The 21,450-nt window shown below is 67.2% G+C and carries 16 protein-coding genes; 11 read left to right on the top strand and 5 right to left on the bottom strand.

What is annotated here, in order from left to right; translation table 11 throughout:
• Window positions 1-27 precede the first annotated feature (27 nt).
• The 5 genes from VG566_RS00535 to VG566_RS00555 all read left to right on the top strand — a co-directional run bounded on the left by VG566_RS00535 (window position 28) and on the right by VG566_RS00555 (window position 4,664).
• Window positions 28-1,482 carry a porin family protein gene (locus VG566_RS00535; protein WP_241883953.1) on the top strand — a complete coding sequence of 485 codons (1,455 nt, stop codon included), beginning with the start codon at window positions 28-30 and terminating at the stop codon, window positions 1,480-1,482.
• 136 nt (window positions 1,483-1,618) lie between these two features.
• Window positions 1,619-2,023: a response regulator gene (locus tag VG566_RS00540; protein WP_032962593.1), complete on the top strand. Its 405-nt coding sequence runs from the start codon at window positions 1,619-1,621 to the stop codon at window positions 2,021-2,023.
• 9 nt (window positions 2,024-2,032) lie between these two features.
• Entirely contained in the window at window positions 2,033-3,619 is a 1,587-nt protein-coding gene (locus tag VG566_RS00545) for a PAS domain-containing protein (protein WP_241883952.1), read from the top strand.
• A gap of 70 nt (window positions 3,620-3,689) precedes the next feature.
• Entirely contained in the window at window positions 3,690-4,031 is a 342-nt protein-coding gene (locus VG566_RS00550) for a type II toxin-antitoxin system prevent-host-death family antitoxin (RefSeq protein ID WP_014647343.1), read from the top strand.
• A 3-nt stretch (window positions 4,032-4,034) separates the two neighbouring features.
• Entirely contained in the window at window positions 4,035-4,664 is a 630-nt protein-coding gene (locus VG566_RS00555) for a hypothetical protein (protein WP_014647342.1), read from the top strand.
• Window positions 4,665-4,736: 72 nt separating this feature from the next.
• Here the strand turns inward: VG566_RS00555 and proP are convergent, their stop codons facing one another.
• Window positions 4,737-6,227, bottom strand: a complete 1,491-nt coding sequence (gene proP, locus VG566_RS00560; protein WP_100450152.1) for a glycine betaine/L-proline transporter ProP — start codon at window positions 6,225-6,227, stop codon at window positions 4,737-4,739.
• 569 nt (window positions 6,228-6,796) lie between these two features.
• Here proP and VG566_RS00565 point away from each other — a divergent pair.
• Together VG566_RS00565 and VG566_RS00570 are read left to right on the top strand one after the other, a co-directional pair.
• Complete coding sequence (locus VG566_RS00565; RefSeq protein WP_014037377.1) at window positions 6,797-7,213, top strand: host attachment family protein; 417 nt, start codon at window positions 6,797-6,799, stop codon at window positions 7,211-7,213.
• 5 nt (window positions 7,214-7,218) lie between these two features.
• Window positions 7,219-7,542, top strand: coding sequence for a thioredoxin family protein (locus VG566_RS00570; RefSeq protein ID WP_423172643.1), 324 nt, complete (start codon window positions 7,219-7,221; stop codon window positions 7,540-7,542).
• A 59-nt stretch (window positions 7,543-7,601) separates the two neighbouring features.
• On the opposite strand, the gene VG566_RS00575 is transcribed toward VG566_RS00570, so the two are convergent.
• Both VG566_RS00575 and VG566_RS00580 read right to left on the bottom strand, forming a co-directional pair.
• On the bottom strand, window positions 7,602-7,844 hold the full coding sequence (locus tag VG566_RS00575; protein ID WP_032962604.1) for a hypothetical protein: 243 nt from the start codon (window positions 7,842-7,844) through the stop codon (window positions 7,602-7,604).
• 417 nt (window positions 7,845-8,261) lie between these two features.
• Window positions 8,262-10,016 carry an autotransporter outer membrane beta-barrel domain-containing protein gene (locus VG566_RS00580; protein WP_241883951.1) on the bottom strand — a complete coding sequence of 585 codons (1,755 nt, stop codon included), beginning with the start codon at window positions 10,014-10,016 and terminating at the stop codon, window positions 8,262-8,264.
• Window positions 10,017-10,919: 903 nt separating this feature from the next.
• Here VG566_RS00580 and VG566_RS00585 point away from each other — a divergent pair.
• On the top strand, window positions 10,920-13,271 hold the full coding sequence (locus VG566_RS00585; protein WP_241883950.1) for a GH92 family glycosyl hydrolase: 2,352 nt from the start codon (window positions 10,920-10,922) through the stop codon (window positions 13,269-13,271).
• A 431-nt stretch (window positions 13,272-13,702) separates the two neighbouring features.
• On the opposite strand, the gene VG566_RS00590 is transcribed toward VG566_RS00585, so the two are convergent.
• Window positions 13,703-15,133, bottom strand: a complete 1,431-nt coding sequence (locus VG566_RS00590; RefSeq protein ID WP_241883949.1) for a sensor histidine kinase — start codon at window positions 15,131-15,133, stop codon at window positions 13,703-13,705.
• Window positions 15,126-15,800, bottom strand: coding sequence for a response regulator (locus tag VG566_RS00595; RefSeq protein ID WP_180844443.1), 675 nt, complete (start codon window positions 15,798-15,800; stop codon window positions 15,126-15,128). Before VG566_RS00595 ends, VG566_RS00590 begins: the two co-directional genes overlap by 8 nt.
• Before the next feature lie 62 nt (window positions 15,801-15,862).
• On the opposite strand from VG566_RS00595, the gene VG566_RS00600 reads away from it, so the two are divergent.
• The 3 genes from VG566_RS00600 to VG566_RS00610 are packed head-to-tail and all read left to right on the top strand — an operon-like array spanning window position 15,863 to window position 21,353.
• The gene (locus VG566_RS00600) at window positions 15,863-17,110 is read left to right on the top strand and encodes a TolC family protein (protein ID WP_241883948.1); all 1,248 of its coding nucleotides are present in this window, start codon (window positions 15,863-15,865) and stop codon (window positions 17,108-17,110) included.
• Complete coding sequence (locus tag VG566_RS00605; RefSeq protein ID WP_164110028.1) at window positions 17,107-18,279, top strand: efflux RND transporter periplasmic adaptor subunit; 1,173 nt, start codon at window positions 17,107-17,109, stop codon at window positions 18,277-18,279. Before VG566_RS00600 ends, VG566_RS00605 begins: the two co-directional genes overlap by 4 nt.
• Entirely contained in the window at window positions 18,276-21,353 is a 3,078-nt protein-coding gene (locus VG566_RS00610; RefSeq protein WP_241883947.1) for a CusA/CzcA family heavy metal efflux RND transporter, read from the top strand. Before VG566_RS00605 ends, VG566_RS00610 begins: the two co-directional genes overlap by 4 nt.
• The last annotated feature ends 97 nt before the right edge of the window (window positions 21,354-21,450 follow it).

Consider the following 21,450-nt stretch of genomic DNA (forward strand, 5'->3'; position numbering starts at 1 on the left):
CGCTGCATGCACCACCACGGATCGACCATGCGCCATTCCACCTTCCTTGTCGTACTGCTGTTGGCTGCCGCTGATGTGCGCGCCCAGCAGGACGATCTGCGCCGCGTGCTTGAACAGGGCAGCGAACTGCGCCACCAGCAGCAGGACCGGCAGCGCCTGCAACAGGTCGAGTCGGAGCGGCCGACCATCACCATCGACGGCAGGACGCTGCGCGTGGAGCGCAGCGTCGACGATCTCGGCCAGGCCCTCTACCTGTCACTGCAGCATCAGCAATGGCGGGCCGCCGCGGCGTTCCTCGAGGAGTACATCGAACTGCCGGGGCATGACCCGCTGCTGCGCCATTACGCGCAGGGGGCGTTGGCCCGCGTGGCCGGCGACCATCGTCGCGCGGCGAAGGAGTACGAAGCGCTGCTGGCGGCGCAGCCGGATTTCCTGCCGGCCCGACTCGAGCTGGCACGTGTCTATGCGGAAGACCAGCGTGATCGCGATGCGGTCGCGCTGTTCACGGCCATCGCTGCAGGCATCAATGCTGATGATCCGGCCACGGCCGGCGTCCGCGCGCGCGTGGACGGTTACCTGGGTGCCCTGCAGGCGCGCCAGCGCTGGAAAGGCGCGCTGTCCGCCGGCCCCGCATGGAGTGACAACATCAACCGCAGCTCGGCCAGCCGCACCTGCCTGTTCGGCGTAGGCGACGCCTGCATCATCGAACGGAAACTGCCCGACGCCCAGCGCGCAGGGGGCCTCGACTACGACGCCAGCCTGGAACGGCGCTGGGTCCTCGACGGGCATCATGGGCTGTACCTGCGCGGTCTCGCCTTCGGTCAGGCATGGCGCGGGCACCGTGCCTACAACGAGCTCAATGCCAATGTGCAGGCAGGTTACAGCTGGCGCAGTGCGCGGCAGACCGTGCTGCTTGCCCCCAGCTATGACGTCCAGGGCCTGGGCAACCATGCGCTGCAGGGCGGCAGTGGCGTGCACGGCGAATGGCAGTACGCCCTGGATGCACGCAGCCTGCTCAAGCTGGAGGCCGACTGGAAGCGCCAGCGGTATCGCCAGCAGGGCCTGGCCAGCAACTATGACGGCGAGCTGGCATCGGTGTATGCCACCTGGTTCCGTGCGCTCAGTCCGCGCTGGACGGTCTTCGCCGGGCTGGATGTCACCGTCAGCAGCGCTGCCGACCCGGCCAACGGCTACCGCCAGCGCGGCTTGCGGCTGGGCGCGGCGCGGCAGTGGAGCGGCACCACGGCCACGGTGTTCGTGTCGCTGCGCCGCCGCGACTACGACGCCTGGAGTCCATTGCTGGAGGCGCGCAGGCAGGACGACGAACAGAACCTGATCGCCATCGTGCGCAGCGAGCGGCTGGCGGTGGCCGGGCTGGTGCCCAGCCTGGGCCTGCGCTACGCCCGCATCGACAGCAACGTCGGCTGGCTGTACAGCCACGACCGCAGCCTGCTCAGCCTGAAATGGGAGCGTGCGTTCTGAACGCGCCGCTGCAATGCCTGGGTGAACGGTCCGTGGCGGCGATCTTCATCGATCATCACGCGCCCTTGTAGCCCGTTTCGCGCATCCTGCAGGCGTTGCGGCAGAGGTGCGCCGCGTGTATCGAGGAGCGCGGGTCGTGCTGGAAGCGGGCAACAAGCCAGAGGGCCTGAAAGGGCTGCGGGTGCTGGTGGCGGAAGATGAATTCGCCATCGCGATGTTCCTGGTGGACTATCTGGAACTGAAGGGGGCGCAGGTGGTGGGACCGGCCGGTGACCTGCAGGCGCTGGGGCGTCTGGTCGATGAGAACCCCATCGATGTCGCCCTGCTGGACATCAACCTGGGGGGTGAACTGGTCTACCCCTTGGCCGACCGCTTGGCGGACGCCGGCACGCCGTTCATGTTGACCTCCGGCTACGATGACAATCTGCCCAGCCGCTTCGCTGGCGCGCCCCGCTGTACCAAGCCCTATCACATCGAGGCACTGGTGCAGCAGCTGGCACGGCTGGTGGCAGGCCCGCAGGCTGCTGCGGACATCGCCTGATTGCGCGGCATGTCACACCGCATCGAAGGTCTCCCGGCCGTTGAGCGCCCGGCGGGCATGCCGCCGTCGCTGCAGGCGCATGCGCGCCATGACGGCATGGCCGCCCGTATTGCCCGCCACGACTGGTCACGCACGCCACTGGGTGCGATCGAGCGATGGCCGCCGCACCTGCGCGCCACTGTCGACCTGATGCTGGCCCACGGCTTCCCGATGATCGTGCTGTGGGGCGAGCAGCTGGTGCAGCTCTACAACGATGGCTATGCCGAGATCCTCGCCGACAAGCATCCGGGCGGGCTTGGCCAGCCCACCCGCGAGTGCTGGCCTGAGGTCTGGCACATCAACGGCCCGATCTACCAGCGGGTGTGGCAGGGCGAGACCATCACCTACGAGGACAAGCTCTATCCGCTGGCGCGGCGGGGGCGGCTGGAGGATGTCTGGTTCACCATCACCTACAGCCCCATCCGCGGTGAGGAAGGGCGCATCAACGGTGTGCTTGTCACCATGTTCGAAACGACGGCCGCGCATGTCGCGCAGGCGGCCCGCGAGCGCGAGGAGCAGAAGCGCCGTGAGAGCGACCGGCGCCTGGCGCTGGCATTCAAGGTGCTGCCGGTGGGCGTCTGCATTGTCGATGCCGAAGGCCGACTGCAACTGTCCAACGACCGGATGCGGACCTATCTGCCCACCGGCAAGGTGCCGTCCACTGATCGTCCCAACCACTACCGCTGGCAGGGATGGCACCCCGACGGCTCGCGCATCGAGCCCCATGATTTCGCCATCGCCCGCGCCCTGCGGGGGGAGACGGTGGTCCCCGGCCTGGAGTTCCAGTTCATCCATGACGACGGGCGCGCCCGCTGGACACGCGTCGCCGCTGCGCCGCTGCGCGATGCAGACGGCGAGGTGACCGGGGTGTTCGCCATCGCGGTGGATATCGACGACCTCAAGCGCGCCACCGAGCGCCAGGCGGTGCTGCTGGCCGAACTGCAGCACCGGGTCCGCAACATCATGTCCACCATCCATGCCCTTGCCTGGCGGACGCGCAGCACCGTGGCCAGCGTGGACGAGTACGCCGAGCGGCTGTGCGGGCGTTTGATGTCGCTGGCGCGCACGCAGAGCCTGCTGACCCGCGGCGGCAATGCCGGGGTCTGCCTGCGCGGGATGATCGAAGAGGAAGTGTCGGCGCAGATGCCGGGCACGGGCCTGTGCGAACTGCACGGTGAGGACGTGCTGCTGCCACCGAAAGCGGCCGAGGTGCTGTCGTTGGCCATCCATGAGCTGGCGAGCAATGCGCTGCGCTACGGCGCGGCCGCGCGCGAGGCGGGGCGGATCGAGGTGTCCTGGCATCTGCAGGTGCAGGACGCCGAACCGTGGCTGGGCCTGCACTGGTGCGAGCGCCATGCCGACGTGGAGGGCTGGGAAATGCCACGCCAGCGCGGCCTGGGCCGGGCGCTGATCGAGCAGCGCGTGCCCTACGAGCTGGCTGGCAGCGGCGAGCTGCACTTTGGCCCACAGGGGCTGGATGCGTGGATCCGCTTCCCGCTGCGCGAACGCGACAGCCTGCTGCAGACCGACGCTCCGGACACCGCGCCCCTGCGGTAAAAGGGGATTTATCCCCAATTTGGCCAAATTGGGTATAGTGTCGCTCATCCCCCCCGCCTGGAGCCGTGCCATGACCCTGCCGCTGGATCTGCCTGGCCTTGAAAAGGCCCCGGCCTCGTCGGTGAAGACCCGGGGCTGGCCGAGCCTGATGCGCACCGTGCGCGAAAAGCAGGCGCTGGTCATCACCAACCACAACCACCCGGAAGCGGTGATCGTGGACATCCGCACCTACCAGGAACTGCTGGCCAAGGCCGCTGGCGGTGATGCCGGTGAGCGCAGCGAGGAGCTGCAGCGCCTGCGCAGCGAGTTCGACCAGACCCTGGCCGGGCTGCAGCGCGGGGAAGGGCTGGGCAAGGTGCTGGGCCAGCCGATCCGGCGCGGCCGCAAGGTCACCCTTGGCCGTCCGCTCTGATCGATGGGACGCATCCTGGCGTTGGCCGGTGTCAATGGCGCCGGCAAGAGTTCGCTGCTGGGCACCTGGCTGGACGCCGAAGGGCTGAGCTGGTTCAACCCGGACTCGTTCACCCGCCGCCTGGTCGACGCCGGCTGGCCGCTGCCGGACGCCAATGCCGAGGCCTGGCAGGAAGGCACCCGCCGCCTGCGCCAGGCCATGGCCGATGGCACCGACTTCGCCTTCGAGACCACGCTCGGTGGCAACACCATTCCGCGTCTGCTGCGTGAGGCCTGCGAGCGGCACCAGGTGGCGATCTGGTTCTGTGGGCTGGCCGATGTCGGGCTGCACGTCGCCCGTGTGGCCGCGCGGGTGGCCGCCGGTGGCCACGATATTCCGGTGGAGAAGATCCACGCGCGTTTCGATTCGGCGCGCGCGAACCTGCTGGAGCTGCTGCCGCACCTGGCCGAGCTGCATGTCTACGACAACAGCGCGCCGGCCGATGCCGACGGCTGCGTGGTGCCGCTGCCGGTATTGGCCATGGCTGCAGGCCAGCTGCATTACCCGGTCGCAGTGGCCGACCTGTTGCACACGCCGGGCTGGGCCAAGCCCATCGTGATGCGCGCGATGGAATTGGACACCCCGGGTGATTGATGCCGCACGGGGTGCGGAGTCGAACCCATGCTCGGCTGATCCCCTGGAAGTCAGCCGAGCGCGGGCTCGGCTCTACAACGCCGGCTTCGCCTGCTCGGGCTCGGCAACGTCCGGCAGCGGCGGCAAGGTCGGGTCCACCGTCACCGGCACATCGCTCTTCAACAGCGCGGCTGCTTCCTTGTCGCTGCCAACCGCTGGCGGTGAACCGCGCAGCGGCAGGCCGGCGGTTTCCTTCACGAACAGCATGGTTACCAGGCCGATCACCGCCGCGCCCATCAGGTAATAGGCCGGCACCAGCGGGTCGTCGGTACGCTCCACCAGCCACGCGGTCACCAGCGGCGTGGTGCCACCGAACAGCGACACCGACACATTGAAGGCGATCGACAGCGCGCTGTAGCGCACCGGGGTGTAGAACAGCGCCGGCAGCGTGGACGGCATCGAGCTGGTGAAGCACACCAGCGCCAGCCCCAGCAGCATCAGGCCGAGGAAGATCAGCCCGTCGTTGCCGCTACCGACCAGCAGCAGGCACGGAATGGCCAGCACCAGCAGCGCGATGCACGCACCGATGATCATCGGGCGCCGGCCCAGCCGGTCACTGAACAACCCGCCGACGATGTTCAGCGGCATCATCACCAGCATCACGATGATGATCAGCAGCAGGCCCTTGCTCTCGGCATAGCCCATCGTGACGCTGAGGTAGCTGGGCATGTAGGTCAGCAGCATGTAATCGGTCACGTTGAACACCAGCACCAGACCCATGCACACCAGCAGCTGGCGGCCATGCACCTGGAACAGCGCGCCCAGCCCCGGCCGCTCGTGCTCACGCTTCTCGGCTTCCTCGGCGAAGGCGCGGAACGCCGGGGTTTCCTCCAGCTTCATGCGCATGTACAGGCCGAGCAGGCCCAGCGGGCCGGCCACCAGGAACGGAATGCGCCAGCCCCAGTCCAGCATCTGCTCGCTGCTCAGCAGCATGTGCAGCGCGGTGACGGTGCCGGCGCCGGCGATGTAGCCGCCCAGCGTGCCGAACTCCAGCCAGCTGCCCATCAGGCCGCGGTTGCGGTCGGTGGAATACTCGGCGATGAAGGTGGCCGCGCCCCCGTATTCGCCGCCGGTGGAGAAGCCCTGCACCACGCGCGCCAGCAGCAACAGCACCGGTGCCCAGATGCCGATGCGCTCGTAGGCGGGAATCAGGCCGATGGCAAACGTGCCCAGCGCCATCAGGATCATGGTGAACGCCAGCACTTTCTGGCGGCCGTAGCGATCACCCAGGGGGCCGAATACCAGGCCGCCCAGTGGCCGCACCAGGAACGCCACGGTGAAGGTGGCGAACGCAGCGATCACCTGCGCGGTGGGGTTGCTGGAGGGGAAGAACACCTGGCCGATGGTGACGGCCAGATAGCCGTAGACACCGAAGTCGAACCACTCCATGGCATTGCCGAGTGCGGCCGCGCCGACGGCGCGCTTGAGCATGGGCTTGTCGACGACGGTGATCTCATCGACCTTCAGGTGGCGGCGGCGTTTGAACCAGCCGAAATGGGCATGTGCATCGGGGGTGTCCTGCATGGGGGCTCCCTTGTAGGCAGAAGAGGGGAAATGAGCGGTGAGGTAGGTCCCGGAAATCGGAAACGGCGATGCAGGCGCAGGTGGCGCAGGGGCATCGGTGAGTGGGGTGGGGGCCGGGGAATGTGTGCAGGCACGGCGCCATGCGCACGGCAAAGCACCGCCGCAACGGCGGAAACGCAGCAACGGGATCACAGCGCTCGCGCAATCAGCGGCCGGCGGTCACAGCAGCGTGGGGAGTGCAGGCCGAGGGCCTGCGGGCGTCATCCGCCAGGATCCAGCGCGAGGCGGTGGAACGGCAGGGCGGGAGCCATCGTGGCAAGCGAAGCGCCGGTCGGCAGTGCTTCCCACGTAACAGGTGCGCCCGTCACGTAGTGGGTCGTGTCGATCATCCGTTCATCATAGCGGCATCGGCGTGAGCATGCAGCGAAGCGGACTGATCTGCACGCTGTGTTCCATCGCGCCTGTTCATCCGCGCGCCATGCAATGACAAGTGTTGAACGAACTCTGGCCGCGGCGCTCACGCGACGCTGTCTACGGTAGCGCTGAACGCAATCGAGAAGGAGCATTGCATGACCCGTCGCATTCCCGAAGGCACGTTGATCATCGTCGCCGATGGCGGTTCGGCCCGCGTGTTCACCAACGTCGGCAGCGAACATCAGCTGGCGTTGAAGCAGGAAGGTGAGCTGCGCCTGCAGGACATCAGCGAGCAGGGCGTCTCCGGTCAGGGCCCGGCTGGCGCGGTGCCGAAGGACATGTCCATTTCGCAGCTCAACGAGGCGACGTTTGCCAAGCAGGTAGCGGAGCAGTTGAACGAAGATGCGCTCAACAACCGCTATGCACACCTGGTGCTGGTGGCAGACCCGACCACGCTGGGCCGTATCCGCCCGCTGCTGCACAAGGAGGTCCAGGCGCGCCTGCTGGGCGATATCGCCAAGGACCTGACCAACGCCCCGCTGGCGGATATCCAGAAAGCGCTGGCGGCGTAACCGGCATGCCGTTCATGCGTGACTACCCGGCGGCGGAGCCTGCGGGCGCGGACGTGGAAGCTCAGGCGGGCTGGCAGCTGCTGGAGTTCGGTGCACCCTGGTGTGGCCATTGCCAGGCTGCGCAGCCCGCACTCCAGGCGTTTGTGGACGCCCACGATCTTGTGCATTGGAAGATCGTGGATGGCAAGGGAAAGCCGCTGGGGCGTGCGTTCAAGGTAAAACTGTGGCCCACCGTGGTGCTGCTGCATGACGGCCAGGAAGTGGCGCGCGTGGTGAGGCCGGTCGACAGCGCCGACCTCGCCACCTTGCAGGGCGCATTGCCAGATTGAGGGCAGCGATCGCTGCGTGCGGTGCGCACGGCGTCGAGCAGGCTCGGCTGCATCGCGGTCTAGTGATAGGTCACCTTCTCCGCTTCCGCACGCAGCTTCTGCAACAGGCACCGCCCATGCTGGCTCAGCATGACCATCGCGTTGGCGATCTCTTTGGCGTTGTAGCCCATCGGTGCGGGCGGCTTCGGCTCGGGGCCGTACTGTTCGCCGATGAGGATGGCCATGCCTTCGGCGCTGTTGAGGGCGTGTTCGATGCGCTGGAAGAGCGACTCCATGGCCGGACTGAGTGGACGTTGGGTCATGCGGGAACTCCTTGGGAAGCGAGGGCCACCGCAAGGGTGGCGGGCGGTGCGAGGTTGGAACTTCGGCTGAGCTACGAGAAAAGCCGGAGGGCCATGCGGCCGCCGCACACCGCCCGCCGTAGTTACGGCAAGCAAATCTCGTAGCTCAAAACGGGGTTCCAATCCCGGCAGCGGGATGTCCGCTGCGGCGCCATCTTGTACGGGTCACGACGTGGAATGCTCATTGATGCTTTCTGCCAAACGGGCAGAATCGAAAGGTCACGTCACTCACCGCTGCAGATCCCGGCAAACAAGTGTCTGACGCGACAACCCCTGTCGCGCCCTTCACGCCGTGGCCGCGAACCCCAGTCCGGCAGCCACACCTCCCGCCTTGATATCAACCCGCAATCGAATCGATCGCGGGCTGAAGGCGACCGATTACCAGCTGTAACTGACACCCACCTGCGCACTGGTCTGGTGATAGCCACTGGCCTTCTGCAGCGACAGCCCGCCCCAGGCGCCGATGCCGTTGCTGAACTTCACCGACGCGCCGCCACTGAACTCGCCACGGCTGCGCGGCACGCGCGCATCGGCGATCTCGTCATCCATGCGGATCTGCGATTCGGCGCGGGTGTGCAGCCAGTTGGCGGCCAGGTACGGCTGCACCTCCGCCGCGCCATTGCCCCAGCGGGTCACGCCGGACAGGCGCAGGCCTGCACGCCCGAACACGCCATTGGCATTCTCGGTGCTCACCACCGTGCCGTTGGCCTCGGTGTGGCGGTTGCTGTCCCAGCGGCTGTAGCCCACCTGCAGCTGCGGCTCCAGGTAGATGCCGCCGTTGCTGGCACCGCCCACACGGAACGCGTAGCCGGTTTCCACCGCACCCTGCCAGGCACGGCTGTCGTAGCGTTCCGCGTCCAGGCCGATGCCTTGCACGCGGTTGCGGAACTGCGCGCGCTGCACCGAGCCGTCCACATAGAAGCCTGCATACGGGTCGGCACCGTTGCCGCCGCGCCAGGTGGCGTAGATGCCCAGCGCTTCGCCCTTCACCTTGCCGCGGGCGTAGTAGCCGGTCAGCGCGTTGGTGGAGGTGCTGCTGGCGTTGCCGCTGGACAGCATCACGCCCACGCTGCTGCCCGAATCGTGACGCCACAGATCGGCACCGACGGTCAGTGCCTGGCTGTTGCCACGGATGTCGAGCTGGCGGCTGATGGCATCGAAGCCGTTGCGCGAGCCATCCACGCGCGCCCAGGCGCGGCCGGCATTCTGGCCGGCATGGCGATCGTGGTAACCCAGCCGGAACATCGTCTGCGCGGCCTGCAGGTTGGCCAGGTAGGCGCCGGGCTCGGGGCGCAGCACCGGCTCCGGATCGACCGGATTGCACTCGGGCAGGCTCGGATTGACCACGCACGGGTCCGGCTGGGTCGGCAGCTGCGAGCGCAGGTACCAGTTGCCGTCGGCGCCGGTGCCTTTGTGCAGGAAGTACTCGTACTGGCCACCCACCGCACGCCCGGCCAGGTTGAACTGCCCGTTGGAAGCGCCGCCGACGGAGATCAGCTCGATGCCCTTGTCGGTCTGCGCCCCCGCGCCGCCGACATTGTTGACGCGCACGTTGGCGCTGCCGCTGGTGTCACCGCCGATGATCAGCTTGTCGGTGGCGGCGTCGTCGCCGGCCAGTACGGTGTTGAAGATGATCGTGCCATCGGCGCCGCTGAAGTTGCCGGCCACGTTGAGAGTGTGGAAGGCGGAGCCGTCGCCGAGGGAGATGGTGCCGTTACCGAGGCTTAGCGCACCGATCGTGGAATTGCCGGTCATGTTCCAGCTGGCCGAGTCCAGCGTGGCGCTGGTGACGTTGGTCATGACGCCGGTCAGTACCGCGCCATTGGAAAGCTTGGCGTGCAGCTGCGAGGTTGCATCGGCACGAAGCGTACCCTGCAGTTGTGACGCGCCGACGTTCAGATTCAGCGTACCGCCATCGACGGCTTCAGCAATCACGCCATTGCCGCCGCTTACAGTGCTGCCGTTTAGAACGTTGACAGTGGTTGGGGCGATGATCCCTGCACCACTGACAACAATGCCTGAGCCGTTTCGGCCGGAGACGCGCGACTTGTCGATGGTGAGTACGTTGTCACTGATTGGACTGGTGGGAGTTCCTCCGATGTCCTTCACAACGATGCCGTTCTCATCCCCCATGACGGAAGATCCGTTGGTGATGTTGACGCTTGAGTTCGAGAAGACTGCCAGACCGGACGAGATTTCGGACGGTAGGAGGCCGGCTCCGATGCCGGTTCCATCAATCGTCGTGTTGCTCAGGGTCAGTACGCCACCTTGAACATAGCCTCCGATTCCTTGGCCGATGATGCTCGAGTCAGTGACAGTTGCAGTGCCTGCAGCGCCACCAGAGATGCCATTGGTTACCGCCAATCCCGCGGCGCGGCTGTTCTGTATCCGGGTGCTGGCGATCGTTGCGCTGGAGGAGGCAATCTGGACGGCGGCAAACGGATCGGTGGCGGTGGCTGCTGCCCCCGTCATGGCAAGCGTGGATCCGTCGCTGATGCCTACGGATGTGGCGGCGCTGCCGGTGTTGAACGTCAGTGTGGCGCCGTGGGCAGACCAGCCTTCAATGGGGTCTCCGGCATTGACTGTTGCGCTTTCACCCGGGTTGAGGGTGCCGGCCTGGCTGGGACCGGCAACGGCAAGGCCGGCGGCAATGGCCAGCGCAAGGGAACGGCGAACAGCGATCTTCATGACGTACTCCTGTTGGAATCAGAACCTCAGGAAAGGGGACCGCGTTCACTCGTCAGCGTTAATGAGACGCCGAGATGTTGTGAAGCCCAGGTGATACCCGTGCCCTTTTCCGGCCCGCCCGACGCAAACTGCGCGAGAGATCACACAACGGCAGGAAATGTCGTCACTCGCTTTGCCGCGCCGTTTTGGGCACGGGGACAGTGTGGTGAAGGGGGATGGATCGATCCATGCAATTAATTGCAGTCTTCATTCGCCATAGGCTGTGTGATTGGAACCGTTCAGCCGCACCGCAACATGCGGTGCCAGAACGCGGGTGCTAGGATCTGACCACCACCTGAATCGATCCAAATGCCGATGCCCACGCTGGACCGTCGTCTCCTGATCGCTTTCGCCGCGACCGCCATGCTTGCCTCCGGGGCGGTGCTGGCGGCTCCGTCGACATCCGCCGCCGAACGCGCCTATGGCTCGGTCGACCCGTTCATCGGTACCGGCGGGGAAGGCCATACCTACCCGGGGGCGACGGTGCCGTTCGGCATGGTCCAGCTCAGCCCGGATACGCGTATCCAGCCGCGGGAAAAGGCCTATGGCTGGGCAGCGGGCTACCGTTACGACGACAGCAGCATCGTCGGTTTCTCGCACACGCATTTTTCCGGCACCGGGCATTCGGACCTGGGCGACATCCTGCTGATGCCGTTCACCGGCAGTCCCGGCCTGGAGCGTGGCGATCCCGAGAAGCCGCGCAGCGGCTATGCCTCCCGCTTCCGCCATGATGACGAGAAAGCGGAGCCGGGCTACTACGCGGTCACGTTGGACGATTACAAGGTGCGTGCCGAGCTGACCACCAGTAGCCGCGTGGGCGTGCATCGCTATGCGTTCCCCAAGGGCACCGACGCCAAGGTGCTGCTGGACATGCGCACCAGCATGTACGACTACCCGGGCAAGGTGTTGTGGTCGCGGGTGCGGGTGCGCGCCGACGGCACGGTGACCGGCTTCCGCGAGACGCGCGGCTGGGCGCCGGGCCGCCAGCTGTATTTCGCGATGCGCTTCTCGCGCCCGCTGGCCGGCCATGAGCTGCACAACACCGAGCAGGACATCGTCTACAAGGGCTTCCCGCCGCCGGGCGAGAAGGATCCGGCGCAGCGCGCACAGATCGAAGGCCGGCAGCTGGTCGGCACCTTCAACTTCGGCAAGCTGGACGCACCGCTGGTGGTGAAGGTAGCCATCTCGCCGGTCAGCGAGGCCGGCGCCATTGCCAACCTCGACGCGGAAGTGGCCAACTTCGATTTCGATCGCGTGCGTGCACAGGCGAAGCAGGACTGGACGCAGGCGCTGTCGGTACTCGATATCGATGCCCCCGAGCATGCGCGGCGCAGTGCCTATACCGCGCTGTACCACACGATGCTGGGGCCGACGCTGTTCATGGACGCCGATGGCCAGTACCGCGGTTCGGACAACGCGGTGCACAAGGCCGACGGCTTCACGCACTATTCGACGTTCTCGCTGTGGGACACCTACCGCGCGCTGCACCCGTTGCTGACGCTGGTGCAGCCTGAGAAGCGCAACAGCGACTTCGTCAATTCGATGCTGGCCCACCATGAGCACAGTCCGTACGGCATGCTGCCGGTGTGGTCGTTCCATGGCCTGGAAGACTGGTGCATGATCGGCTACCACGCCGTGCCGGTGATCGCCGATGCCTACGTGAAGGGCATTCGTGGCTTCGACGCCGACAAGGCATTGAAGGCGATGGTCGAGACCGCCAACTACGGCCCGTATGACGGTATCGCGCAGTACCGTGAGCTGGGCTATGTGCCGATCGACGAGGAAGGCGAAGCGGCCAGCAAGACGCTGGAGTACGCCTTTGATGACTGGACCATCGCACGCATGGCGCAGGCGATGGGCAAGGCCGATATCGCGGCCACCTTCGACAAACGCGCGGGTAACTGGCGCAACGCGTTCGACAAGGACACCGGCTTCATGCGCGCGCGCAAGCGCGATGGCAGCTTCCGTACGCCGTTCGACCCCAGCGCCAGCGGCTACGGCACCGACTACACCGAGGGCAACGCCTGGCAGTACTCGTGGTACGTGCCGCAGGACGTTGCCGGCCTGGCGGCAGCCCACGGTGGCAGCGACAAGCTGCTCGCGCGCCTGGACGAGGTGTTCAACGCCAAGGTGGATCCGTCCATCTTCGAGCACATGGAAGACATCACCGGGCTGATCGGCTGGTATGCACATGGCAACGAACCCAGCCACCATGTGGCCTACCTGTACTCGTACGCTGGCCAGCCGTGGCGCACCCAGGCGCGCCTGAAGCAGATCATGGACACCCAGTACGCCGACCGTCCGGATGGCCTGGCCGGCAACGATGACGTCGGCCAGATGTCGGCGTGGTATGTGTTCACCGCGCTGGGCTTCTACCCGGTGGCACCGGGCTCGGGCGAGTACATCCTCGGCCGCCCGTTCCTGCCGAAGACCGCGATGCGCCTGCCCAACGGCAAGACGTTCACCATCGTGGCCGATGGCCTGGATGACAGGCACACCTATGTGGGCAGCGTGAGCCTCAACGGCAAGCCGCTGCAGCGCACCTTCCTGCGCCATGACGAGATCCTGGCTGGCGGCGAACTGCGCTTCAGCATGCAGGCCGAGCCGAACAAGGACTGGCCGGGGCAGGGCGCGCAGGCGCCGTACTCGATGAGCCGGTGATGCCGGGCGGCACCGCATTGCCGCCGTCATTGCCCCGCACCTGGTAGGCGCTAACCGTGGTTGGCACGCGGAAGATCAACGGCGCCCACCAAGGTGGGCGTCTACCGGAATCCGTGGGTCGCGGTGCTTTTGGTAGGTGCCAACCTTGGTTGGCACGCAGGACGTCAACGGCGCCCACCAAGGTGGGCCTCTACCGGAACGCGTGGGTCGCGGTGCTTTTGGTAGGTGCCAACCTTGGTTGGCACGCAGGACGTCAACGGCGCCCACCAAGGTGGGCGTCTACCGGAACGCGTGGGTCGCGGCGCTTTTGGTAGGTGCCAACCTTGGTTGGCACGCGGGACATCAACGGCGCCCACCAAGGTGGGCGTCTACCGGAATGCGTGGGTCGCGGTGCTTTTGGTAGGTGCCAACCTTGGTTGGCACGCGGGACATCAACGGCGCCCACCAAGGTGGGCGTCTACCGGAATCCGTGGGTCGGGGTGCTTTCGCGAACGGAAACGCAACCCCACGCGCGCGCCACCGAGCGGCGCCGTTTCGATCATCAATATCGCGCCATGCCGCTGCGCGATCTCGGCCACGATCGCCAGCCCCAGCCCGCAGCCATCTCCCTCGCTGCTGGCCCGGTAGAACCGTTCCGTGACGCGCGCGCGCTCGGCTTCGGCGATACCTGTACCGTCATCGTCCACCCACACCTGCACGCCCTCGGCATCCCGCTGTAGTCCCAGGGTGATCACACCGGGCACGGCACCGTAGCGCAGCGCGTTGTCCAGCAGGTTGCCCAACGCTTCGCGCAGCAGCTGCGGATCGCCCTGCACCTGCACGCCGTCGTCTGGCCCCTCGTAGCCCAGGTCAACGCCCGCCGCCAACGCACGGTCGGCGTAGCGCTCCACCACCCCGCGTGCCAACGCAGCCAGGTCCACCGGTTGCAGTGGCAGTGCACTGCCATGCGGATCTTCCGAGCGGCTGAGCATCAGCAGCTGGTTGACCAGATGCTGCAAGCGGGCCAGCCCGGCCAGCGTGCCGGACAGCGCCAGCTGCTGGGCCTGCGGGTCGTGCTGGCGCAATGAACTCTCCAGTTCCACCTGCATCGCCGCCAAGGGCGTGCGCAGCTGGTGCGCGGCATTGCTGACAAAGCGCCGCTGCGCATCCTGCATCGCGTCCAGACGCTGCAGCAGCGCGTTGTAGGCCTCCACCGCCGGCCACAGTTCGCGCGGTGCCTCCTGCGCGGGGTCCAACGGTGCCAACGGATCCGGCCGCGGGCTGGCCAGCTTCCGCGCAACCAGGTTGGCATGGCGAGCGGCAGCGCCTGTACCGGACCAGGCCAGCCACGCCGCCAGTGCCAGGATCGCGGCCTGGAAGGGAACGCTGGTCAGCAGCAGCTTGCGCTCCAGCCGGTGGCGTTTGCGAAGCGTCTCAGCCACGCGCAGCCGGATGTCATGGCCCGGTCCGGCGCTGACCACCACCTCGACCATGCGCACGGCCTGACCACGCAGCCGCGCATCATAGTAGACCGCGTCGTCACTGTTGGCGGACGTCGCCGGGCGTGGCAGGGCTTCGGGCAGGTCGCCATACAGACGCCCACCCTCGGCATCGACTACCTCGCCATGCACTTCGTCGGCGGTGTCCCAGCTGAACATGCGCGAGACGGCTGGGGTGATCTCGATCGAAGCACGACCATCCTGCACCGTCACCAGCTCGGACAACGACATCGCCGAATCCAGCAGCCAGCGGTCGTAGACCTGGCCGGCATAGAACCGGGCCAGCGCAAATGAACCCACTGCGCTGCACAGCAGCAGTACCAGCAGCGGTAGCCAAAGGCGCCTGAGCAGCAGGCCACGCAGGCTGTGAACGCGCTCAGTCACCCACGGCCTCCAGCCGGTATCCAAGCCCACGCAGCATGCGGATGCCGACGCCGGCGCGCGCCTGTTCCAGTTTGCGGCGCAGGCGGCTGACATGCACCTCGATCACCGACAGGTTGGCCTCGTGGTCCCAGCTGTACAGCGCATCGAACAAGCGCTGCTTGGTGACGGTGCGACCGGGATGCTGCATCAGTGCCTCGACCAGCGACAGCTCGCGCGCGGTCAACTCGATGCGCTGGCCTTCAACCTGCACTTCATTGCGGATGCTGTCGAAGCACAACCGGCCCAATCGCTTCTGCGCCGGTGCATCGCTGCGGCGGCGCGACAGTGCACGCAGGCGGGCTTCCAGCTCACCGAGTGCGAACGGCTTGGCCAGGTAATCGTCGCCACCGCGGTCGAGGCCGAGGATGCGGTCCTCCACACCATCGCGTGCGGTCAGGATCAGCACCGGCAGGGTGACGCCGTCGTTGCGCAGGCGCGAGAGCAGGTCCAGGCCATCGACGTCGGGCAATGAAAGGTCCAGCACCATCACGTCATACGGTGCGCTGGCCAATGCCGCCGGCGCGTGCAGTCCACGCGAGAGGTGGTCGCACAGATGACCGGCACCCTGCAGGGCGCGGATCAGTCCATCGGCCAGAGCGGCGTCGTCTTCGATCAGCAGGATTCGCATTGCAAGCTTCGTGCAAGGTTGGGGCAAGTTTGGCGCAAGTGCATCACCTTACCGTGACGTGCATGAATTTCTCCTCTCGTCTTGCGGCCGTGCTGGCCACGCTTCTGTGCGCGCCTGCGGCTTCGGCGCTGTCCCTGCAGGAAGCGCAGCGCGCAATGGAAGCACACAACCCGGACCTGCGCGCGGCGGCACTGGAGCTGCGCGGTGTGCAGGGCGATGCGCAGACGGCGGCATTGCGCCCGGCCACCGAGCTGTCGATCGGCACCAGCAAGATCAGCCCCAAGCATGGTATCGGCCCTGGGCGCTGGCAGGACAAGCGGGTGGACAGCACGCTGGGCCTGGGCTGGACCTGGGAACGTGGTGGCAAGCGCGCACTGCGCATCCGCCAGGCCGACGCGCTGCTGGAAGTGGCCGGGCTGGAGATGTTCGATGCGCGGCGCCGCCAGCACGTGGCGCTGCATGAAGCCTATTTCGGCCTGAAGGGCGCGCAGGAGCGGGCGCAGATTGCCGACGCCAACCGGCAGACTTCGGCCGAGCAGATGGCGGCGGCGGACAAGCAGGTCGCGACAGGGGCGATGGCACCGGTGGATCGCGCGCGGCTGGCGGTGGACGATCTCGCCGTAGCCGACGCGGCGCGCGAGGCGGCCCTGGATCTGCGCGATGCACGGCATGCGCTGGGGCTGCTGCTCGGCCGCGACGACAGCCATGACCTCAGCGCCGATGATCCGTGGCCAGACCCCGCGGGCAGGGTGGATACGGGTGCGTTCGACCCGCAGCAGCGTGCCGATCTGCGCGCGGCACGCTCGCGCCTGGCCGCCGCCGACGCTGGCGTGGCCCTGGCACGTAGCGAGCGCCACCGCGACATCCAGCTGGGTGTGGAGGCCGAGCGCGAGCCCACCGATATCAGCGGTGTCACCTGGGGCGTGTCGTTGACCATTCCGCTGGGCGGCCCGTCGCGCGCACGCGGCGCGATCCAGCGTGCCGAGGCCGACCGGGACAGCGCCGCGCTGGAACTGCAGCTGCTGCAGCGCGAAGCACACGCTGAACTGGACCAGCTGCAGGCCAGCGCGCAGTCCGCCGCACAGCGCCGCAGCGACTACGAGGGGCTGCAGGCCGACGCTGCGCGCAAGGCGGTAGAGGGCATCGAACTGGCCTATCGCCGTGGCGCCGCCAGCCTGACCGATCTGCTCGACGCGCGCCGCAGCTGGCGCGAGTTCGAGGCCGCGCTGATTGATGCGCGTGCCGACCATGCCATTGCCCTGGCGCGCTGGGAAGCGGCCACATCCGTTGCTGAAGGAGAGTCCCGATGAAGTCCACCGTCGCCCATCGCCCGCGGGCGCGACATGCCATGCTGCCGGCCCTGCTGGCGCTGGCCCTCCTCGGCGGCTGCGGTCGCGAACCGGCGTCGTATACCGAGGATGCGCCGCAGGTCAGTGCCGGCCAGATCCTGTTTCCGGCCGGCAGCCGCCAGCTGGATGTACTGCGCAGCGAGCTGGTGACCGCCGGTGCCAGCGCCAGCCTGCAGCTGCCGGGCCGGGTGGTCTGGGACGAGACCCGCTCCAGCGCGCTGCGCACCCCGCTGGCGGGGCAGGTGGCGCGCATCGAGGCACAACCGGGGCAGAAGGTGAAGGCCGGCCAGGTGATTGCCTGGATCACCTCGCCCGAGTTCGGCCAGGCCCAGGCGGAGGGCGTGCGTGGCCGCGCCGAGCTGCAGCAGGCGCGCAAGGAGCTGGAGCGCACCCGCGAGCTGCATGCGGCGGGTGTGGCGTCGGGCCGCGAACTGGACGAGGCCGAGGCCAACTTCGCCGGCAGCCAGGCCGATCATGCGCGTGCAACCGCCTTCGCCAAGGCATATGGCAATGGCCAGCGCGTCGACCAGCGCCTGCCGCTGCGCGCGCCGATCGATGGCGTGCTGGTGGAGCGACGGATGAGCCCGGGCATGGCGGTCAGCCCGGACAGCGAACAGCCGTTGGCGGTGATTGGTGATCCGGACCGCCTGTGGTTGCTGCTGGATGTACCGGAGAGCCTGGCCGGACGCCTGAAGGCGGGCATGCAGGTGAGCGTGCCCGGCGCCGATGGACAGCCGCAGCAGGCGACCCTGCAGCACGTGGATGACTTCGTCGACAGCGAGCGCCGCGTGGTGCAGGCGCGCGCCGAACTGGACAACCGTGCGCGCGGTTTCAAGGCGGGCCAGTACGTGCGTGCGCAGGTGGCAGTGCCGGCCGAGGGCGGTGTCTCGCTGCCCGATGCTGCGGTACTGCTGATCGACGGCAAGCAGGTGGTGTTCGTGGAGGAGGCCAAGGGCCGCTTCGCGCGCCGGGCCGTGCGTGCCGAGGAGCTAGGTGATGGCCGCCTGTGGGTGCGCGAGGGCCTGGCCCAGGGCGCCAGGGTGGTGGTCGAAGGGGGCCTGTTGCTGCAGCAGCTGGTCGACAGTGCGCCCGCTGCCGCCAGCACCGGGACGGGGCATGCCGCGCCATGATCGATCGCCTGATTGCCTATTGCCTGCGCCAGCCGCTGATGGTGATGCTGGCGCTGCTGCTGTTCATCGGCGCTGGCATTGCCGCGTTCCGCGTGCTGCCGGTGGAAGCCTTTCCGGATGTGTCCGACACCCAGGTGACGGTGGTATCGCTGCACCCGGGCCGGGCCGCCGAAGAGGTGGAGCGCGAGGTGACGATGCCGCTGGAAGTGGCACTGTCCGGCATCCCGCATTCGGTGCGGGTGTTCTCGCATACGCAGTTCGGCCTGTCGATGATCATCCTGACCTTCGATGACAAGGCCGATGATTACTTCGCGCGGCAGCAGGTGCTGGAACGCCTGCAGGGCGTGGAGCTGCCCGAAGGGGTGACGCCGGAGCTGGAGGCGATGAGCTCGGCGGTGGGCGAAATCTACCGGTACGTGCTGAAAGGCCCGCACCTGACGCCGACCCAGCTGCGCACCGTGCAGGAATGGACGATGGAGCGCAGCCTGCGCACCGTGCCGGGCGTAGCCGATGTGATCAGTTTCGGTGGCTTCGCGCGTACTTTCCAGGTCAAGCCGGACCTGGACAAGCTGCGTGACCGCGGCATCAGCCTGGCTGAGTTCGCCGAGGCGCTGGAGAAGGGCAGCTCGAACGCAGGCGGCGGCTACGTGGAACGTGGCCAGCAGCAGTTTCTGATCCGCGGCGTGGGACTGATGCGTTCGCCGGCCGACATCGGCAACGTGGTGGTCGCGCAGCGCAGTGGCACGCCGATCCTGGTGCGCGACCTGGCCGGCATCGCCGATACCGGCCTGCCCCGGCAGGGCCTGGTCGGCCAGGATGAAAACGACGATGCGGTGTTCGGCATGGTGCTGATGCGCAAGGGCGAGAACCCGTCCGACGTGCTCGACGCCCTGCATGCGCGCATCGCCGAGATCGAAGCGAACCAGCTGCCGGCCGGGGTCAGCATCGAGCCGTTCTACGACCGCTCGTGGTTGGTCTCGACCACGCTGAAAACCGTCTTCAGCAACCTGCTGGAAGGCGCGGTGCTGGTGTTCCTGGTGCTGTGGCTGTTCCTGTACAACGCCCGTGCCGCGCTGATCGTGGCGGCGATGATGCCGCTTGCGCTGCTGTCGACCTTCCTTGGCCTGCATCTGTGGGGCGTGCCGGCCAACCTGCTGTCGTTGGGTGCGATGGACTTCGGCATCATCATCGATGGCGCGGTGATCGTGACCGAGCACATCGTCTCGCGATTGTCGAAGCTGCCACCTGCGGCCGATCGTAAGACACGGTTCTCGACCATTCTTTCGGCAGCGTCGGAAGTGGGCCGGCCGACGTTCTTCTCGATGCTGATCATCATCGCCGCGCACATCCCGATCTTCACCCTGCAGCGCCAGGAAGGCCGCATGTTCGCGCCGATGGCGTACTCGGTGACCTCGGCATTGATCGGCGCGCTGATCCTGGCGCTGACCGTGGTGCCGTTGTTCTGCTACTGGTGGCTGCGGCGCGACCGCATGCGCGACGGCAATCCGCTGATGGACCGCCTGACCGGCTGGTACCGGCCGGTCCTGGAGCGCGCACTGGCCCGCCCGCGTGCGGTAGTGCTGACCGCGGTTGCGCTGCTGGTCGGCACGCTGGCATTGGGCACGCGGCTGGGTTCGGAGTTCCTGCCCGAGCTGGACGAAGGATCGATCTGGCTGACGGCCACGCTCGACCCGAGCACCAGCCTAGGCGAAGCGCAGCAGCAGTCGCGGCGCATCCGTGAGCTGGTCGGCAGCTTTCCGCAGGTATCGACGGTGGTGGCCAAGCTGGGACGCCCGGAAGACGGCTCCGATGCCAAGGGCGCCAACCAGATCGAGGCGCTGGTGGCGTTGAAGCCGGAGAAGGAATGGCCGAAAGGCGTGGACAAGCGACAGCTGGTGAGCGATCTGCAGCGCACGCTGGAGCAGCGCATTCCGGGCCCCGAGTTCTCGATTTCGCAGCCGGTGCGCGACAACATCCTGGAGAGCATCTCGCAGATCAAGGGCCAGGTGGTGATCAAGGTCAGCGGCTCGGATCTGGACGTATTGAACCAGCAGGCGCAGGCGATCCTCGGCCAGGTACGCGGCGTGGAGGGCGTGGAGAGCGCCTTCATCGACCGCGACGGGTCATTGCCGCAGCTGCAGATCGAGATCGACCGCGACCGCGCCGCGCGCTATGGCCTGAACGTACGCGACGTCGACGAAGTGATCGAGACCGCACTGGGCGGGCGCCAGGTCGGCGAGTTGTGGGAGGGTGACCGCAGGTTCCCGATCACGCTGCGCTTGGACGATGCCGACCGCGACCTGCAACGGCTGCGCACGGTGCCGGTCGGCATCGGCGATGGCCACACGGTGACGTTGTCCGAGGTGGCCGACTTCCGCATGGCCAGCGGCGCGATCAACATCTCGCGCGAGAACGCACAGCGGGTGAAGGCGGTGAGCATCTTCATCGCCGGCCGCGACATGGGCAGCGTGGTGGCTGACATGCGCAAGCGCGTGGATGCCAGCGTACAGCTGCCGGAAGGCTATCGGCTGGAGTGGTCCGGCGAGTTCGAGAACCAGCAGCGTGCGATGAAGCGGCTGGGCTGGGTGATTCCGCTGTCGGTGCTGATCATCTTCGTGCTGCTGTTCGATGCCTTCAAGGACATCAGCAGCGCCGCGCTGATCCTGGCCAACGTGCCACTGGCGATGATCGGCGGCATCCTGGCCCTGTGGCTGACCGGCATTCCGCTGTCGGTGTCGGCGGCAATCGGTTTCATTGCATTGTTCGGGCAGGCGGTCTTGAACGGGGTGGTCATGCTCAGTCGCTTCGCGCAGCTGCGCGAGCAGGGCATGGACCTGCTGCAGTCGGTGGTGCAGGGCTCGCTGCAACGCCTGCGCACGGTGCTGATGACCGCACTGCTGGCGATGTTCGGCCTGCTGCCGATGGCGACCTCGCATGCCATTGGCGCCGAGACCCAGAAGCCGCTGGCGGTGGTGGTGATCGGTGGCCTGCTGTCGGCGATGCTGCTGACCCTGCTGGTACTGCCCACGCTGTACTACTGGGTGCATCACCGCCGCGAGGCCCGCACGGGCTGACGGCGATATCCGGCTCTCCGCCCGGTAGAGGCCAACCTTGGTTGGCAGACGGCGAAGCGCCCACCAAGGTGGGCGACTACCGGTGTGCGATGGCCGC

Origin of the sequence: Stenotrophomonas sp. CASM114, from assembly GCF_049384325.1 — a bacterium.
GTDB classification, from domain to species: Bacteria; Pseudomonadota; Gammaproteobacteria; order Xanthomonadales; family Xanthomonadaceae; genus Stenotrophomonas; species Stenotrophomonas muris.

What these genes read in the sequence shown, in the direction of transcription:
- VG566_RS00535 (WP_241883953.1), top strand. Translation starts at nt 28, where the DNA reads ATGCGCCATTCCACCTTCCTTGTCGTACTGCTGTTGGCTGCCGCTGAT.
- VG566_RS00545 (WP_241883952.1), top strand. Translation starts at nt 2,033, where the DNA reads ATGTCACACCGCATCGAAGGTCTCCCGGCCGTTGAGCGCCCGGCGGGC.
- VG566_RS00550 (WP_014647343.1), top strand. Translation starts at nt 3,690, where the DNA reads ATGACCCTGCCGCTGGATCTGCCTGGCCTTGAAAAGGCCCCGGCCTCG.
- VG566_RS00555 (WP_014647342.1), top strand. Translation starts at nt 4,035, where the DNA reads ATGGGACGCATCCTGGCGTTGGCCGGTGTCAATGGCGCCGGCAAGAGT.
- proP (WP_100450152.1), bottom strand. Translation starts at nt 6,227, where the DNA reads ATGCAGGACACCCCCGATGCACATGCCCATTTCGGCTGGTTCAAACGC.
- VG566_RS00565 (WP_014037377.1), top strand. Translation starts at nt 6,797, where the DNA reads ATGACCCGTCGCATTCCCGAAGGCACGTTGATCATCGTCGCCGATGGC.
- VG566_RS00570 (WP_423172643.1), top strand. Translation starts at nt 7,219, where the DNA reads ATGCCGTTCATGCGTGACTACCCGGCGGCGGAGCCTGCGGGCGCGGAC.
- VG566_RS00575 (WP_032962604.1), bottom strand. Translation starts at nt 7,844, where the DNA reads ATGACCCAACGTCCACTCAGTCCGGCCATGGAGTCGCTCTTCCAGCGC.
- VG566_RS00580 (WP_241883951.1), bottom strand. Translation starts at nt 10,016, where the DNA reads ATGGGGGATGAGAACGGCATCGTTGTGAAGGACATCGGAGGAACTCCC.
- VG566_RS00585 (WP_241883950.1), top strand. Translation starts at nt 10,920, where the DNA reads ATGCCGATGCCCACGCTGGACCGTCGTCTCCTGATCGCTTTCGCCGCG.
- VG566_RS00595 (WP_180844443.1), bottom strand. Translation starts at nt 15,800, where the DNA reads ATGCGAATCCTGCTGATCGAAGACGACGCCGCTCTGGCCGATGGACTG.
- VG566_RS00600 (WP_241883948.1), top strand. Translation starts at nt 15,863, where the DNA reads ATGAATTTCTCCTCTCGTCTTGCGGCCGTGCTGGCCACGCTTCTGTGC.
- VG566_RS00605 (WP_164110028.1), top strand. Translation starts at nt 17,107, where the DNA reads ATGAAGTCCACCGTCGCCCATCGCCCGCGGGCGCGACATGCCATGCTG.
- VG566_RS00610 (WP_241883947.1), top strand. Translation starts at nt 18,276, where the DNA reads ATGATCGATCGCCTGATTGCCTATTGCCTGCGCCAGCCGCTGATGGTG.